The organism is Mesobacillus jeotgali (assembly GCF_031759225.1).
Classification (GTDB): domain Bacteria; phylum Bacillota; class Bacilli; order Bacillales; family Cytobacillaceae; genus Mesobacillus; species Mesobacillus jeotgali_B.
In genome coordinates this window covers 2,635,055-2,648,736 of the sequence record NZ_CP134494.1, presented here as the reverse complement: position 1 = coordinate 2,648,736, position 13,682 = coordinate 2,635,055, and the positions used below count along the sequence as shown (strand labels likewise).

Below are 13,682 nucleotides of genomic sequence, written 5' to 3'. Positions count from 1 at the left end.
TTTTTATTTTTATAAGGGGGGTCATTTGATGGACTATGTAAAACTGTATGCAGAAGTGCTTGCCGCTGGGCTAGAGGGGGTTCTCACGTCTTCAGAAATAGAACGTATTATTGAGAAACCGAAATTTCTGAATCAGGGTGACTTAGCTTTTCCGTGCTTCCAATTGGCAAAAACGATGAGAAAACCGCCAGTCGAGATTGCGAAGGAGTTAAGTGCTCGGTTGCAAAGCTCAATTGATGATTCGATGGAACGTTTTGAAGCGGCCGGTGGCTATGTAAATGTGTTCCTAAACAAGCCGAAAGTGACCAAAGAACTCTTCATTGAAATCGGGCAAAAGAAGAATCATTACGGTGACCTTGATCTTGGGGAAAATCAGATTGTGACAATTGACCTTTCTTCCCCCAATATCGCTAAGCCCTTTTCCATGGGCCATCTGCGGTCAACTGTTATAGGAAATTCATTGTCGCTTATTTATGAAAAGGCTGGATATAAGACCGTAAAAATCAACCATTTAGGAGATTGGGGAACTCAATTCGGCAAGCTCATCACTGCATATAAACTTTGGGGAACAGAGGAGAAAGTAAAGAAAAACCCAATACAGGAGCTGCTGGCGCTTTATATAGAGTTTCATGATGAAGCAGAAAGCCAGCCTGAGCTGGAGCAAGAGGGACGGAACTGGTTCAGGCGTCTGGAAAATGGGGATGCTGAGGCACTTGAGCTATGGAAATGGTTCAAGGATGAGTCACTTAAGGAGTTTAAGAAGATTTACGATCTCATGGGAATTGAGTTTGATTCATATGCCGGAGAAGCTTTTTATAATGACAAAATGGATTCAATCGTGGAAATGCTAAAAGACAAGGAGCTGCTTATAGATTCGGATGGGGCACAGGTAGTCAGCTTGGAAGGTCATGAACTACCGCCATGTTTGATAAAGAAATCGGATGGCGCGACTTTGTACGCTACGCGGGACTTAGCCGCAGCTAAGTACAGATTCGAGGAATATTTATTTCTAAAATCATTGTATGTGGTCGGCAATGAGCAAAGTCTGCACTTTAAACAGCTAAAAGCAGTGCTGGGAAAAATGGAATTCCCATGGGCTGATGGTATTATTCATGTTCCATTTGGCATGATGTTAAAGGATGGCAAGAAAATGTCCACGAGAAAAGGGAAGGTAGTCTTGCTCGAAGATGTTCTTAATGATTCCATTCAGCTGGCAGAAAAGAATATAGAAGAAAAAAATCCTTACTTGGAAAATAAAGCAGAGATTGCAAAAATGGTTGGTACCGGCGCAATTGTTTTTCATGACCTTAAGAATTTTCGGATGAACGACATTGAATTTTCCCTTGAAGAAATGTTAAAGGTCGAAGGGGAAACAGGACCTTATGTTCAATATACAAATGCAAGGGCACAATCGTTATTGAAAAAGGGAGGATATGAAGGGGCGAATGGAGACTTCAAAATGGCTGCTATCGCTGAGTGGCCAGTGATCACTGAGCTACAGAACTTTCCGGAAACAATCAAGAGAGCGATTGATAAAAATGATCCATCTCTGATTGCTAAATATGTTCTTGATTTGTCCCAGGCATTTAATAAATACTATGGAGAAGTCCGCATCCTCGAAGAAAATGCAGAAAAGAATGCACGTCTTCTATTGGTCCATTGTGTAAGCACTGTGCTCGAAGAAGGCCTTAGAATACTGGGAATCAAGGCACCAAAAGAAATGTAAAAGGAGTCCCTGGTATCAACCAGGGACTCTTTTAGATTCAATTATGTTCTATATAACTGGCGAAAATTTCACCAGCGGTATCGCTGTACTTCAATTCTACATCTGTTTTGTCAAAAAACCATGTATCGTTTGCTTCTACAAAAAATGTGATGCCGTCAATCTCTTGCTGTTCGGCGGCTATGGCAGGAGTTTCAAGTGAGAATGCCAGGCTGTAACCTTTATTCTTGTCGCCAAACCCGGCATATTGAGGATAAAGGCGGATGTGAAACGGTTTCTGTGTATCAAATTCCTTTTCAAACCATTTGTATGCGTTTTGATCAATCTTGATTGTCATCTTTGCACCATCCTTTCGTTAGCTTTATTGTAAAACCTCAAAGGTACTGGCTGCCGTGCTTTATGTCACACTTTTCGCAATGTCATGACATTGTCAAAAATGTTCAAATTAAAAACAGCTCCCCAGATGAGGAGCTGAAAAGCCTAAAGACTAATTTCCTTTTTACGCATTGCTTCGGGGATATAAACACAAAAAGGCTCACTGGCCATATAGTCTCCAGTGACAGCATAGGTTCTCGAACGTGAACCGCCGCATACATAGCGGAATTCACAAACGCCACATTTCCCGCTGTATTTGTCAGGACTGCGCAAGTCTTTGAAAATAGGGGAGTTTCTATATATTTCTGCTAATGGCTTTTCACGGATATTCCCTCCGACAAGGGGCAGGAGCCCTGATGGCATGACATCGCCGGTGTGGGAAATAAAAACAAAACCATTGCCGTCATTCACCCCTTTAGGAGCCCGCTTTAACCCATCAATGACGGAGGCCATATCTTTAGTCAATGTATCCTCATAGCGGATGCCTAGTTCTTTGGTGAGTTTATTTTCTCTTGCTTTTTGCTGGTATACCACACGTCTGTAATGCTGGGCAGCTGTGGTCTTGATGTCGTATGGTGCAGTTTTGCTTAACTCATAAAGCCATCTGAACACTTTTTCGTGTTCTGCCGGAGTTAAGCAAGCATCGAGTTGTCCCCGACCTGTCGGCACAAGCAAAAAGATATACCACATTACTACCTTTAGTTCTTTCATTAATTCTGCCATCTGTTCAAGGTGGTCATAATTGTAGCGGGAAATAACGGTATTAAGCTGCAATGGCATGTTTAATTCGTACAAGTACTTTACTTTTTCAATCGTAAGTTCAAATGAACCGGGAGTTCCGCGAAAATGATCATGGATCTCTGGAGTAGGGCCATCAAGGCTAAAAGCCCATCGTGAGAGCCCAACTTCCTTAGCCCTTTGCATTTTTTCCATTGTCACATTATCTGTTGCACTAGGGGTCATGGACACGCGCATCCCTTTTTTTATTGCATAATCTGCAAGGTCAAAAAGGTCTTCCCGCATCATGCAATCTCCGCCTGTAAAAACAAGCATGGGATTACCCATGTCAAAAATTTGGTCGATCAGTTTTTTACCTTCTTCAGGGGTCAATTCCATTGGATCAGGTTTATTCTGAGCATCTGCCCTGCAATGCAAACATTTAAGCTGACAAGCCCTTGTAACTTCCCAAATAACGATGTAAGGATTTTCATCAAAATCAACCATTCCAGGATGGAAGCCTGAGGATTGGGAATGTCCAACTTCATGCATAAATATCACCAACTTTTTTATCTTTTATTTATTCATTATAAAATATGTGATTTTATGCGCATGTAATGAATGTTACATAATATCGAAAATGGTCCACACTAAAAAGTATAGACAAGACTTCCTCTATAATCCTGAGAACACCGAATAGCAAACACAGCTTTCAATAAATTATTTGAATAATTTGAAACTTATTTTCTGACCACAACGTCTATTTATAGGGAGCATCAGGATTGGGAAAAAGGGGGATATCAGTGAAGAAGTCAGTTCCGTGGATCACCTTGTCTATTTTAGTTGTAGTAAGCATATCCAGTTGGATCACTTATAGCCTTTATAAGCCTGCTCCACCTGAATTAGAAGTTGTTGCTGCCAAGCATGTTGTGGAGGTAAAGCCTGTAACTTATTCATTAAGGAAGTGGGGAAGGACTGCTTCAGCAGATATTAATACTGACCCTGCTGTCCTTGTAAGAGAATCCACTCCACTCATTGTTGATCCAAGTGACAATATTGAGCTATTATTTAATCACTCACCTGATACGGTTAAATGTTACTTATGGGAAATGGAGACAGGCAAACTCGCATACAAAGAACTAACAGCATACCCATTGAACCTCGAGTCGTCTAATATAGCTTCTGGGGATTACGCCTTGGAGATTCTTGCCAAATGGGAAAATGGCTATGTCCTGTATAATACAAGAATCATTGTAAATGATGATAAACCTTGACCAGCCATGGGCTTGCTGAAAAGCATCCTCATGGCTTTTTGTTTATTCATCGCACCGAATAATTCCTTTTCAGCCATGCCATACTAAACTAAAACAGTACCAATTGATGTGCAATACAGTTGGTAAAAAGTCCTGGAAGGGGCAGGTGGAACCGGCCCTTTTCTTTTTTTGCAGAGGGGATGTAATTTGACAATAGTATCAGACGTTAATCAACTAATATCAACGATAAAAGGAATTGAAGCACAGTTATCTTTAATGGCGTTGAGCACCACTGTGCCTGAAGCAAGTAAAACCTTTCATGACACAATGCTAGTTCTTGGGGAAATAAAGACAGATCTGCAAAACAGGATAACACATATTGAAATAAAAAATCCCCAACATAAAAGCTAGTAGGTGAGGAAATGAATGAATGGACGCACATTATTATTTCGTCTGTGCTATTCGTTGTGACATTATTTGCAATCACGAAGATTGGTGGAAAGAAGCAACTGTCTGAGCTGTCTTTTTTTAAATATGTTTCGGGCATTACGATAGGAAGTATTGCTGGCGAAGTAATAATGGGTATGGAAGGTAATTTACTTCATGGAGTATTGGCAATTGTTATATTTGGATCATTCACATATTTGCATGACCTTATTGGAATTAAAAGCAAAAAGTTCAGGGATTTATTTGAGGGTAAGGCAACGGTAATAATAAAAGATGGAAAAGTGATGGAAGAGAATCTGAAAAAGGAAAAATATACAATTGATGAATTGAATTCTTTGTTAAGGCAGAAAAATGTTTTCAAAACTGCAGACGTTGAGTTTGCTGTTCTAGAGCCAAAAGGTGATTTGAGTGTATTGTTAAAAAAGGAATACCTCCCATTAACTCCGAATGATTTAAACATGCCGGTAACTCCTGAAAAAGAAACGAATACGGTCATCATGGATGGAAATGTATTGAATGATCAATTATCATTGGCTGGGAAAAACAAAGCATGGCTGGACATTGAGTTAGCTAAAGTAGGAGTAACTCTTGATAATGTGTTTATAGGTCAAGTCGATTCTTATGGCAGGCTATATATTGATACATATGATGACAACGTTAAAATCCCATCACCTCAACCGGGGAAGTTATTGTTGGCCATGCTGAAAAAATGCCAAGCAGACCTTGAAATATTTGCTCTTGAAACAGAGACTTCTGAAGCTCAGGATCTGTATAATAAGAACGCAAGAAAATTGGAAGAAGCCATCCAAAAAGTAAAGCCGTACCTGAAAGAGTAAACAAATCCTATGTAATCATTTCCGGTATAACGCTTAGACTAAATCAAATACTAATTGATGGGGGAGATATAAATACTCCTCTAATTCAAAATAGGAGTGCTGCCGGATGAATAGATCTGCATGGATTTCTACGTTGATGAAATCGAATATGTCTCAGAATATGATGAAAATGTTCGGATACAGACGGAAGAGAAATCGCTCCATGACCTACTCGATTATGGGAGTTGTAGCAAGTGCTGCAGCAGCGTTTATTTTCCGTAATCGAATGGGAGGTGGAATGAGGCAGCTTATCCAAAATTCTAATGCTGGATCAGCTTTTAATAAGCCAATGGCGGCAGGTATTACAGAATTTGCAAAAGAAATAACCTCAGGTTTAGATACAAATAAGGCGAACAGTACTACAGGTTTCCATTCGACTACCTCGACGAACCCGGAGAGCAGTCAAATGATTAACCAAATTGCTTCAGCCGCCAAAGACACAGGAAATAGCCAGCAGGTGGATCAATTAGCTGATCAATTGATTAAGCGCAACCTTTAGTAAGGTTATTTCCGTACTAAAACAGATTTTAATAATAGACACCAAAAAAGTCTCGCTGTGCCTTCAGCGAGACTTTCTTGGTGTCTTATAGATGTAATGAAAGTCATTGTATGTTCAATGAATTAGTTCCTTTTTACCTTGTTATGAAAGCGAAATAGTCCTAGTGACATAGTTTGGTAAAGTTACAGCAATATTAAACTTATATTTCATTAATGTAACAAAAAGAGAGTTAATAAGGAAAAAAGCCCCTTCAATCCCTGTAATAATAGGGTTTAGCGATTAATTGCCATGTAAACGGTATTTTTACCAGAGGAAAACTATTCCTCACAAACCAATATTTATAGATTCAAAACAAGTTTGGGAAACTCTACTATTAATTTGTAACGAAATCAAAGGAGTTGCTCAACATGAAAAAACAGCTTTTAACGGTGGCTGCAACAGCAGGGATTTTATTTACATCATTCAATGGATCAGCTAGTGCTCATGATAAATTACACACAGTCCAGTCCGGTGAATCTTTATGGAAGCTTTCAAATATATATAATGTTGCTATAAATGATATTCAAAAGTGGAATAATCTTTCAGGCACAACAATCTATGTAAATCAAAAACTATCAGTCTTAGCTCCTCACAGTCATTCATCCGAATCACATACTGACGTCAAGGAATCTGATTCTACCTATATCGTAAAATCAGGCGATACCTTATGGGGAATATCAAAGTCGTACGGAAAGTCCATAAGTGGACTTAAATCCTTGAACGGATTAACATCTGATGTTATCTACCCTGGGCAAAAATTGAAAGTTTCAGGATCTGCTGCAACAACAGCAAGCTCTCCAACAGCAAATACGTCCAGCACATACACAGTCCGTAGCGGTGACAATTTGTCAACGATTGCTGCTCGCCATAATTTATCGCTATCACAATTGATGTCTATCAATAATCTGAAATCTCATCTGATCTATCCTGGTCAGGTATTGAAGCTATCCGGTTCATCAACAACACCAGTAGCGACTAATGTGTCAGCATCCAATACAACAGTAATGGCCACATATGGTTCAACATCTAAGGTGAATTCATTGATCGGTGAAGCGAAAAAGTATATAGGAGTACCATATGTTTGGGCCGGCAGCACCCCGGCTGGATTCGATTGTTCAGGTTATTTAAATTACGTATATAACAATGTTGGCATTTCGATCCCTAGAACAGTAGAAACCATTTGGAAAGCAACAAAATCTGTTTCTACTCCACGCGTAGGAGACCTTGTATTCTTTGAGACATATAAAGCAGGTCCTTCTCATGCTGGTGTCTATCTAGGTGATGGTAAGTTCATTCATGCTGGTTCTTCAAGAGGTGTAGAAATCAGTGACATGAACAACTCTTATTGGAAGCCGCGTTATCTGGGCGCTAAAACAACATTTTAATCTGATTGTTTACCAATACCCTGCTGCTTGAATTTCGAAACCTCCAATTTGGAGGTTTTTTTATTTTATTGGATCTTTTTAAGCGAAATGTTTTTTTATCTCATGTTGATTGTAGTGGAAGGCGCGAAGACTCCTCGAAAATGCTACCGCATTTCCTTCGTGCGTGGGCAAGTTCGAAGATGCCCAATCAATGTCCTGCCGGAAGAGCAAGTCATGGGGAGACTCCGCAAGCGCATAAAGCGACGAGGAGGCTCCCCGACTGCAAGGAAGAATTGGTTTATGAAAAATCCGGCCTCTGGGATTTTTCATTATTCTTCCCCGCGGAAAGCGAAGCGCATGGAACGAAAATCAACAGCCCAGTTTAACAGAGCCATTTTTATTAAACGAAGACTATCATTTTACTTAACACAGCTTTTAATTTGTAAACCATATTATATATAGCGTATAATCCAATTAAAATCTTATTTACTAACGTGCAAGTGGTTGGATGTTGACCATTTAAAATGAAAATTATTTGTACATAGTGAATTCTGGTGAGTTTAATGATTTGGAGGCATATAAAATGAGAATTCCTATTTTAAAATTAAAAGATTATTTATTGGTTTCAATTCAAGTAGAACTAGATGACCAGACGGTACTCACTTTTCAAGAAGACCTGTTAAATAAAATTAAAGATACAGGAGCAAAAGGTGTTGTAATCGATTTGACTTCTGTAGATATGATTGATTCTTTCATTGCAAAAGTTTTGGGTGACGTGATCGTAATGACAAGCCTGATGGGCACTAAAGCTGTGCTGACCGGTATCCAGCCAGCGGTCGCTATTACCTTGATTGAACTTGGCATAACATTGGAAAACGTCCATACTGCACTGGATCTTGAACAAGGAATTTCGATTTTAAGCCAATTGTTAGAGGGTTAGCCAGATGACAGAACCGATTATTATTAATATTAATAATGAATTTGATATAGTGCTTGCCCGTCAAAAAGGGAGAGAAGTTTCGAAAGAACTCCAATTTGGCGGTGTAGACCAAGCAAGAATAACTACAGCCATTTCTGAACTCGCAAGAAACATTTATTTATATGCCGGAAGCGGAAAAATTACTATCGAGGTCTTAGAAGAAAACGGCCGAAGAGGGATTCAGATTTCTGCTGCTGATGATGGTCCAGGCATAAATGACATCCGGATGGTCTTACAGGATGGGTATTCTACTTCAGGAGGTCTTGGTGCGGGGCTTCCAGGAGTTAAAAGGTTGATGGACAGCTTTGATATTGATTCAATGCCCGGAACCGGTACTAAAATCACGATTACCAAATGGGCGAGGTAACAAGTGATATACGTAAGGATAATTACGACAAAATGAAAAAGGATGTCCAGCGAAAGCTGGACATCCTTTTCACTATCTAAAAGAGCCATTGCTCTTGAACTTGTTTTCGTGCCAACTCCATGATTTCTTCCTCTGATGTTTCACGATCAGCTATGACATTCGTTAAATAATTCTTCCCCTTTAAGTCTACAGAAACTGTTACTTCTCTCATTGTACATTATCCTTTCCTTCTGTGTTTTCGTGATCTGTAATCCTTCCGTGTTCTTCTTTTTACCAACTATCGAGGTTGAATAAACATCGGATACTGGCAGCAATCACTCTTTTTTTGCATTATGTGTCTTGCTAAGGAATGGAACAACATCGATAATAAAAAAATGTGTAGTTTCTGGAAAACACAAAAGTGTTGCAGATTAAGCCTTGGTGTTTGGCCATTTTTGTTAAAGGGAATAGATGAATACAAAGATTAAGGAGGGAAGTACCATGGCAGATTCGAAAAAGGATCAGCAAAGCCTGGTCGAATATGAACGAGAAAAATTAGGGGAAGAGAAAAAGATTGATGAGTTCAAAAATCAGGGTAGAGAACCCGATCAGCAAAATAGATTAAAGGATCAAGAAAACCTCAGAAAATAGTGGAAGACAAGCTGGAGTTAGTCCAGCTTGTTTTTTCTTTGTTTGTTATTGGCTTGAAAAATTAAAAAGTTCTCTTTTTTAGAAGGAAATTTTTTACTTTAAGTTGAATATATATTATGGAAATATAGAGAAAAGAAAAGGGGAACAATATTTTGAATGCACATAATGCTGACCGAGCGGGGAGCTTGCTGATAACATTCGCAGTTATTCTTCTCTTCGCATCCTTACCAATTGGGATTTTTATCGTTACTTTCATCCATCAATCCATCTACATTGATAAGTCGCAATGGTTTTTTGACAGTCCAATGTCTTCCTATATTACAATGGTTTCCATTTTGTTAATTATTCCAGTATTGCTGATTATCATAGCCGTCTATCTTTTCAAAACAGATGAATCGAGAAAAAGAAGTCTCAATGTATTTATTGCTTCCATTTTTACACTGCTAATCATGGCTGCGGGCGGCTACTTAAGTATCGACAATTATTACTATATGGATAAGGATGGCTTATATTATGATGAGCTTTGGAAATTAGAGCAAACCGTATATCCGTGGGATAGAATCACTGAAATGAAACAAGTTAACAAGAAAGAGGCCGGTACATTAACGCCTGATAAGTTGATTTTTACTTATGATAATGAAAAAATTGAATTGCCGTTGAGCCCGAAGCTTAGAAACGAAGTGGATCCCGTCATCGATTATATCGAGAATACAAAAGGAATCGAACTTGTCATGGAAATTATCACAATAGATGAAGAATAGTAGAGAACCCTTCCATCAGTTTGATGAAAGGGTTTTTATTATTCAATCATATTAGCGAAAAAAGGAACGTCGCCTTAATTTTTGAAAATAAAACTGGAAGCCGTAGGCTAAAATCGCAAAGGAATAAATTACACTAAAGAAATATATTGGTTTCAGACGTTGTAATTGATAGATGTCCATTTTCCTGAAAAGATTACTCATAGGGAATGCTAATAAATAATCGATCACAAGATTTATTCCTAAATACTGCCAGATGTTTCCGAACGCAAGCTTGAACACCCATAGATTTGCCACAAAAAAAGGGCCAAGCGTGAAAGTAAGATCATTGTAAATGCGCGTTCCAATACTCCCGGATACTTTCCATAGTTTATATGGGTGTGATAGAACCAGTAAAATAGATACTAATCCTGTAACAAATATCGTGACAGGAAGAAACTGCTTGAATGCCCGTTTTGGATATAATAACAAAGTGGACCATGAAATTAAAAGCAGACCAAGCCTGAATATATTATGTAACATAGTGGCTCCTTTCTGACTCAAATCAAAACTTTTTTCACATAATGCATAGTTTCTCCATAATTACAAAATATAATAATGTCTTATTAAAAAAGTTCTGGTTGTTTTAAAGATTTAAATATGATAAATTTAACCTCACATGACTTTTGTCCTAATAAGGAGAATTTTGCCATGATCAACGAAGAAGAAAAATTAATCTTTTTAAAAGAACTTGGACGTTTGATTGATGATTATAAAAGATGTTGTGATGACGAATATCAGGAACAAATTTATGAAGATATCATGCATTTAATCAACGTAATCAATTAATATAATCAATCCTCCCTGCTTCAATATGTAGAAGCAGTTTTTTTCTATACAAACATGATCAATATATGTATGATAGAAAAAGCAGAGATACTGTAACCAAAAGATTTCGGGAGGGTTTTAGCAGGTTGGAAATGAACAGGCTGAGAGAATTAGAAGATAAAATTCAAGAATATGAAACGATTATTTCTGAAATGTCCGCACCCATTATACCTTCCATTGTTCCTCAAACTATCCTGGTGCCAATCACAGGGCTAATTCGAGCTGAACGGTTTGATAAAATCCGCGGAAAGTTGCTTAACTTTATTCATAATAAGGATATTGAAACCGCAATCATTGATTTGACTGATATCAGTGGAGAAAGAGTTGAGGGGGTTTGCCTTGAGGAAATAGGAAGAGAGCTGCATGAAATGGATTCTTCCATGTCATTGATGGGTGTTAAAACGTTATTCGTAGGGATGAATCCGGAACTTGTCAAGCGAATGGTACTCGATGGAATAAAATTAGAAGCACAGACATTCTCGACTTTTCAATCAGCATTAAAGCATTTAATGAAAGAAAAAGGGTTGGAATTCAGAAAAATATCAGAATAAAGCGAACCCGCCAAAGTAGTGAACTGCCCCCTGTCAAGTAGACAGCGGAAATAATAAAAATGATCTAAGCGGCTTTAGCTCTATATTCCATAGGGCTAAGGCCGTTTAATCTTTTTTGATATCTTTCATGATTATAAAAATGTATGTACTCATCTATCGCAGTGGTAAGTTCCTCGAATGTCTTATATTTATGTAAATAATACTTCTCACATTTCAAAGTCCCAAAAAAAGACTCCATTGGCCCATTATCAATACACCGACCAACTCGTGACATGCTCTGTGTCATCTTTGCCGCATCTATCTTACGTTTGAACCCTTTAGAGGTGTATTGGAATCCACGGTCACTATGGATGAGAGGGTGTTCTCCATTCAAAAATACTGTCGCCTGATCAAGCGTTTTGAATACCAGTTGATTATTATTGGAGTGTCCTAGAACATAACTTACAATTGATCCGTCATAAAGGTCACGAATCGCACTTAAATAAGCCTTCTTGGATTGACCATACTTAAATTCTGTTACATCTGTAACCCATTTTTCATTTGGTTTTTCGGCTGTAAATTCACGATTTAATATATTGTCTGCCACATGTTGAGGTGTAGAGCGTTTATATTGCTTCTTCTTGATACGAATGACAGAGCGTAATCCAGCCACTTTCATCAAGCGATAGATTCTTTTATGATTAAGTTTCTCCTCGAACTTTCTATTCATGTGAAGGGTCATTTGGCGATAGCCGAAGGTGCTATCAACTTTTACATGAAGAATTTTCATCTCTTTAATGATTTCTTCATTCAGTACTTCACGTGAAGAAGGAGTACGATTAAGCCACTTATAGTATGCGGATCGTGCAATCCCTGCGATTTCACATAGTAAACTAATACTTAAATTCTCTTTTTTGTGAAGCTCCTGAATAGCGATGTACTTATCCTCAAATCGTATTTGGCTTATTTTTGCCTCCTTTCGATCTCCTCTAACTTTTTTAAGAATAAATTCTCCGCACGTAACCGTTCATTTTCTCTTTCTAACTTATTCATTTGAAGTTTGATTTTCTCTTCTGGGGTTAGTTTAGCTTCTTCTTTCTTATGACCACGTTTATCCTTTAGCGCTCCATCTCCGCCATTTTCATACTTCTTAACCCATTGATAAACTTGCTGATAAGAAACATTATAAGTATTAGCTGCTTCTTGATAATCTTTTCCGTTTCCCAAGCAGTCAAGTACAATTTGTATTCGTTCCTCCCAAGTTGTTTTTCTTCCCTTAGTCATAGAGCTCGTCCTTCCTTGTGACGTATCTTTTAATTCACTATGACTATTATACTTCTTAATCCAACCTCTGAGGACAGATGCATCCGATATTTCATACAATCTAGCAACCTCACGTATAGAATACGTCCCAGACAGACAATCTCTAATGGCAGCTAGCTTCAATTCCTTAGAATACTTTTTCCAAGTAGAAGACTCTTTTAGACCATCCAAACCATACCTATCATACTTGTGTTTCCAGTCTAGAATCGTTGAATGGTGCACGTTATATTTTGACTCAAGATCATATGTTGAATAATGCTCATCTAATTCCTTTAATATCTCGTATTTCTCTTCTGCAGAGTAATATCTTTTGGACATAACAAATACTCCCCCATAAGCAGCCAGATTTTTATTTTTTAATCTGTCTACCTATAGGGGAGCATATCATAGCTCTGGCGGGTTATTTTGCGGTTTATTTTTCTGGTTGAGATGGAGTTGAGATTTCTTCTAAAGCTTGTCCTGCTTCATCCTCCATCTGACTGGTGACGGCAAGATCTCCTAATGATACAATCCCAATCATTTTTCCGTCTTCTACAATCGGGAGCCTGCGGATTTGCACTTCGGCCATTAAATCAGCAGCTTCTTCAGCGGTCATATGGACAGTTCCTCGGACTGGGTCGGTTGTCATGACCTCGGAAATGGGTGTATCCATTGAAGTATTTTGTGCGACTGCTTTCAAAACAATATCCCTGTCTGTAGCCAAGCCTGTCAATTGGTCATTCTCACAAATCGGCATGACCCCCACATCAAGATCCTTCATTTTAGCTGCTACCTCATGGATTGGCGTATCAGGACTGCAATATTCTACATCTCTAGTCATGACTTTTTCAATATTCACAAGTTCTTCCTCCTTTTCAAATGTATATAGGATGATTACCCGAAAGCTAATAAGGAGAAACTGTTAGTTTTTTGCAGGATCTGTTGGTAAAATATGAG

At 38.4% G+C, this 13,682-nt stretch carries 17 protein-coding genes; 12 read left to right on the top strand and 5 right to left on the bottom strand.

Annotated features, from left to right (window positions below; genetic code table 11):
* The first annotated feature begins 28 nt into the window (after positions 1 to 28).
* The gene (gene argS / locus RH061_RS13235; protein WP_311070796.1) at positions 29 to 1,726 is read left to right on the top strand and encodes an arginine--tRNA ligase; all 1,698 of its coding nucleotides are present in this window, start codon (positions 29 to 31) and stop codon (positions 1,724 to 1,726) included.
* Positions 1,727 to 1,763: 37 nt separating this feature from the next.
* Here the strand turns inward: argS and RH061_RS13230 are convergent, their stop codons facing one another.
* A complete protein-coding gene (locus tag RH061_RS13230) occupies positions 1,764 to 2,060 on the bottom strand; it encodes a HesB/YadR/YfhF family protein (RefSeq protein ID WP_167832540.1) in 297 nt (98 codons plus the stop codon).
* 143 nt (positions 2,061 to 2,203) lie between these two features.
* Positions 2,204 to 3,367, bottom strand: coding sequence for a TIGR04053 family radical SAM/SPASM domain-containing protein (locus RH061_RS13225; RefSeq protein ID WP_311070795.1), 1,164 nt, complete (start codon positions 3,365 to 3,367; stop codon positions 2,204 to 2,206).
* A 251-nt stretch (positions 3,368 to 3,618) separates the two neighbouring features.
* On the opposite strand from RH061_RS13225, the gene RH061_RS13220 reads away from it, so the two are divergent.
* From RH061_RS13220 to RH061_RS13190, 7 genes are all read left to right on the top strand, one after another.
* On the top strand, positions 3,619 to 4,089 hold the full coding sequence (locus RH061_RS13220; protein WP_311070794.1) for a hypothetical protein: 471 nt from the start codon (positions 3,619 to 3,621) through the stop codon (positions 4,087 to 4,089).
* Positions 4,090 to 4,275: 186 nt separating this feature from the next.
* Positions 4,276 to 4,479 (top strand): DUF1657 domain-containing protein, encoded by a 204-nt coding sequence (locus tag RH061_RS13215; protein WP_311070793.1) that lies wholly within the window; start codon positions 4,276 to 4,278, stop codon positions 4,477 to 4,479.
* A gap of 11 nt (positions 4,480 to 4,490) precedes the next feature.
* Entirely contained in the window at positions 4,491 to 5,351 is an 861-nt protein-coding gene (locus tag RH061_RS13210; protein WP_311070792.1) for a DUF421 domain-containing protein, read from the top strand.
* Between the two features lie 106 nt (positions 5,352 to 5,457).
* Positions 5,458 to 5,889 (top strand): hypothetical protein, encoded by a 432-nt coding sequence (locus RH061_RS13205; protein WP_311070790.1) that lies wholly within the window; start codon positions 5,458 to 5,460, stop codon positions 5,887 to 5,889.
* Positions 5,890 to 6,296: 407 nt separating this feature from the next.
* The gene (locus RH061_RS13200) at positions 6,297 to 7,313 is read left to right on the top strand and encodes a C40 family peptidase (protein ID WP_311070789.1); all 1,017 of its coding nucleotides are present in this window, start codon (positions 6,297 to 6,299) and stop codon (positions 7,311 to 7,313) included.
* A gap of 562 nt (positions 7,314 to 7,875) precedes the next feature.
* Positions 7,876 to 8,232 (top strand): STAS domain-containing protein, encoded by a 357-nt coding sequence (locus RH061_RS13195; protein ID WP_102263056.1) that lies wholly within the window; start codon positions 7,876 to 7,878, stop codon positions 8,230 to 8,232.
* A gap of 4 nt (positions 8,233 to 8,236) precedes the next feature.
* Positions 8,237 to 8,638, top strand: coding sequence for an anti-sigma regulatory factor (locus tag RH061_RS13190; protein ID WP_311070788.1), 402 nt, complete (start codon positions 8,237 to 8,239; stop codon positions 8,636 to 8,638).
* Between the two features lie 76 nt (positions 8,639 to 8,714).
* Here the strand turns inward: RH061_RS13190 and RH061_RS13185 are convergent, their stop codons facing one another.
* Entirely contained in the window at positions 8,715 to 8,849 is a 135-nt protein-coding gene (locus RH061_RS13185; protein WP_311070787.1) for a BA3454 family stress response protein, read from the bottom strand.
* A gap of 269 nt (positions 8,850 to 9,118) precedes the next feature.
* On the opposite strand from RH061_RS13185, the gene RH061_RS13180 reads away from it, so the two are divergent.
* The 4 genes from RH061_RS13180 to RH061_RS13165 all read left to right on the top strand — a co-directional run bounded on the left by RH061_RS13180 (position 9,119) and on the right by RH061_RS13165 (position 11,444).
* On the top strand, positions 9,119 to 9,268 hold the full coding sequence (locus RH061_RS13180; RefSeq protein ID WP_311070786.1) for a hypothetical protein: 150 nt from the start codon (positions 9,119 to 9,121) through the stop codon (positions 9,266 to 9,268).
* Between the two features lie 152 nt (positions 9,269 to 9,420).
* Positions 9,421 to 10,029, top strand: coding sequence for a hypothetical protein (locus RH061_RS13175; protein ID WP_311070785.1), 609 nt, complete (start codon positions 9,421 to 9,423; stop codon positions 10,027 to 10,029).
* Between the two features lie 687 nt (positions 10,030 to 10,716).
* Positions 10,717 to 10,854: a hypothetical protein gene (locus tag RH061_RS13170; RefSeq protein WP_023614008.1), complete on the top strand. Its 138-nt coding sequence runs from the start codon at positions 10,717 to 10,719 to the stop codon at positions 10,852 to 10,854.
* A gap of 131 nt (positions 10,855 to 10,985) precedes the next feature.
* Positions 10,986 to 11,444: an STAS domain-containing protein gene (locus RH061_RS13165; protein ID WP_311070784.1), complete on the top strand. Its 459-nt coding sequence runs from the start codon at positions 10,986 to 10,988 to the stop codon at positions 11,442 to 11,444.
* 64 nt (positions 11,445 to 11,508) lie between these two features.
* On the opposite strand, the gene RH061_RS13160 is transcribed toward RH061_RS13165, so the two are convergent.
* Both RH061_RS13160 and RH061_RS13155 read right to left on the bottom strand, forming a co-directional pair.
* Positions 11,509 to 13,064 (bottom strand): IS3 family transposase gene (locus RH061_RS13160; protein WP_311070782.1). Its coding sequence is split into 2 segments (ribosomal slippage): positions 11,509 to 12,425 and positions 12,425 to 13,064, totalling 1,557 coding nucleotides; the frame shifts between segments, so codons are not numbered across the junction.
* Between the two features lie 94 nt (positions 13,065 to 13,158).
* Positions 13,159 to 13,584, bottom strand: coding sequence for a CBS domain-containing protein (locus tag RH061_RS13155; RefSeq protein WP_311070781.1), 426 nt, complete (start codon positions 13,582 to 13,584; stop codon positions 13,159 to 13,161).
* Positions 13,585 to 13,682 lie beyond the last annotated feature (98 nt).

Bases quoted from the DNA above. Each gene is read 5' to 3' on its own strand.
- argS (WP_311070796.1), top strand. From the start codon at position 29: ATGGACTATGTAAAACTGTATGCAGAAGTGCTTGCCGCTGGGCTAGAG.
- RH061_RS13230 (WP_167832540.1), bottom strand. From the start codon at position 2,060: ATGACAATCAAGATTGATCAAAACGCATACAAATGGTTTGAAAAGGAA.
- RH061_RS13225 (WP_311070795.1), bottom strand. From the start codon at position 3,367: ATGCATGAAGTTGGACATTCCCAATCCTCAGGCTTCCATCCTGGAATG.
- RH061_RS13210 (WP_311070792.1), top strand. From the start codon at position 4,491: ATGAATGAATGGACGCACATTATTATTTCGTCTGTGCTATTCGTTGTG.
- RH061_RS13205 (WP_311070790.1), top strand. From the start codon at position 5,458: ATGAATAGATCTGCATGGATTTCTACGTTGATGAAATCGAATATGTCT.
- RH061_RS13200 (WP_311070789.1), top strand. From the start codon at position 6,297: ATGAAAAAACAGCTTTTAACGGTGGCTGCAACAGCAGGGATTTTATTT.
- RH061_RS13195 (WP_102263056.1), top strand. From the start codon at position 7,876: ATGAGAATTCCTATTTTAAAATTAAAAGATTATTTATTGGTTTCAATT.
- RH061_RS13190 (WP_311070788.1), top strand. From the start codon at position 8,237: ATGACAGAACCGATTATTATTAATATTAATAATGAATTTGATATAGTG.
- RH061_RS13185 (WP_311070787.1), bottom strand. From the start codon at position 8,849: ATGAGAGAAGTAACAGTTTCTGTAGACTTAAAGGGGAAGAATTATTTA.
- RH061_RS13180 (WP_311070786.1), top strand. From the start codon at position 9,119: ATGGCAGATTCGAAAAAGGATCAGCAAAGCCTGGTCGAATATGAACGA.
- RH061_RS13170 (WP_023614008.1), top strand. From the start codon at position 10,717: ATGATCAACGAAGAAGAAAAATTAATCTTTTTAAAAGAACTTGGACGT.
- RH061_RS13165 (WP_311070784.1), top strand. From the start codon at position 10,986: ATGAACAGGCTGAGAGAATTAGAAGATAAAATTCAAGAATATGAAACG.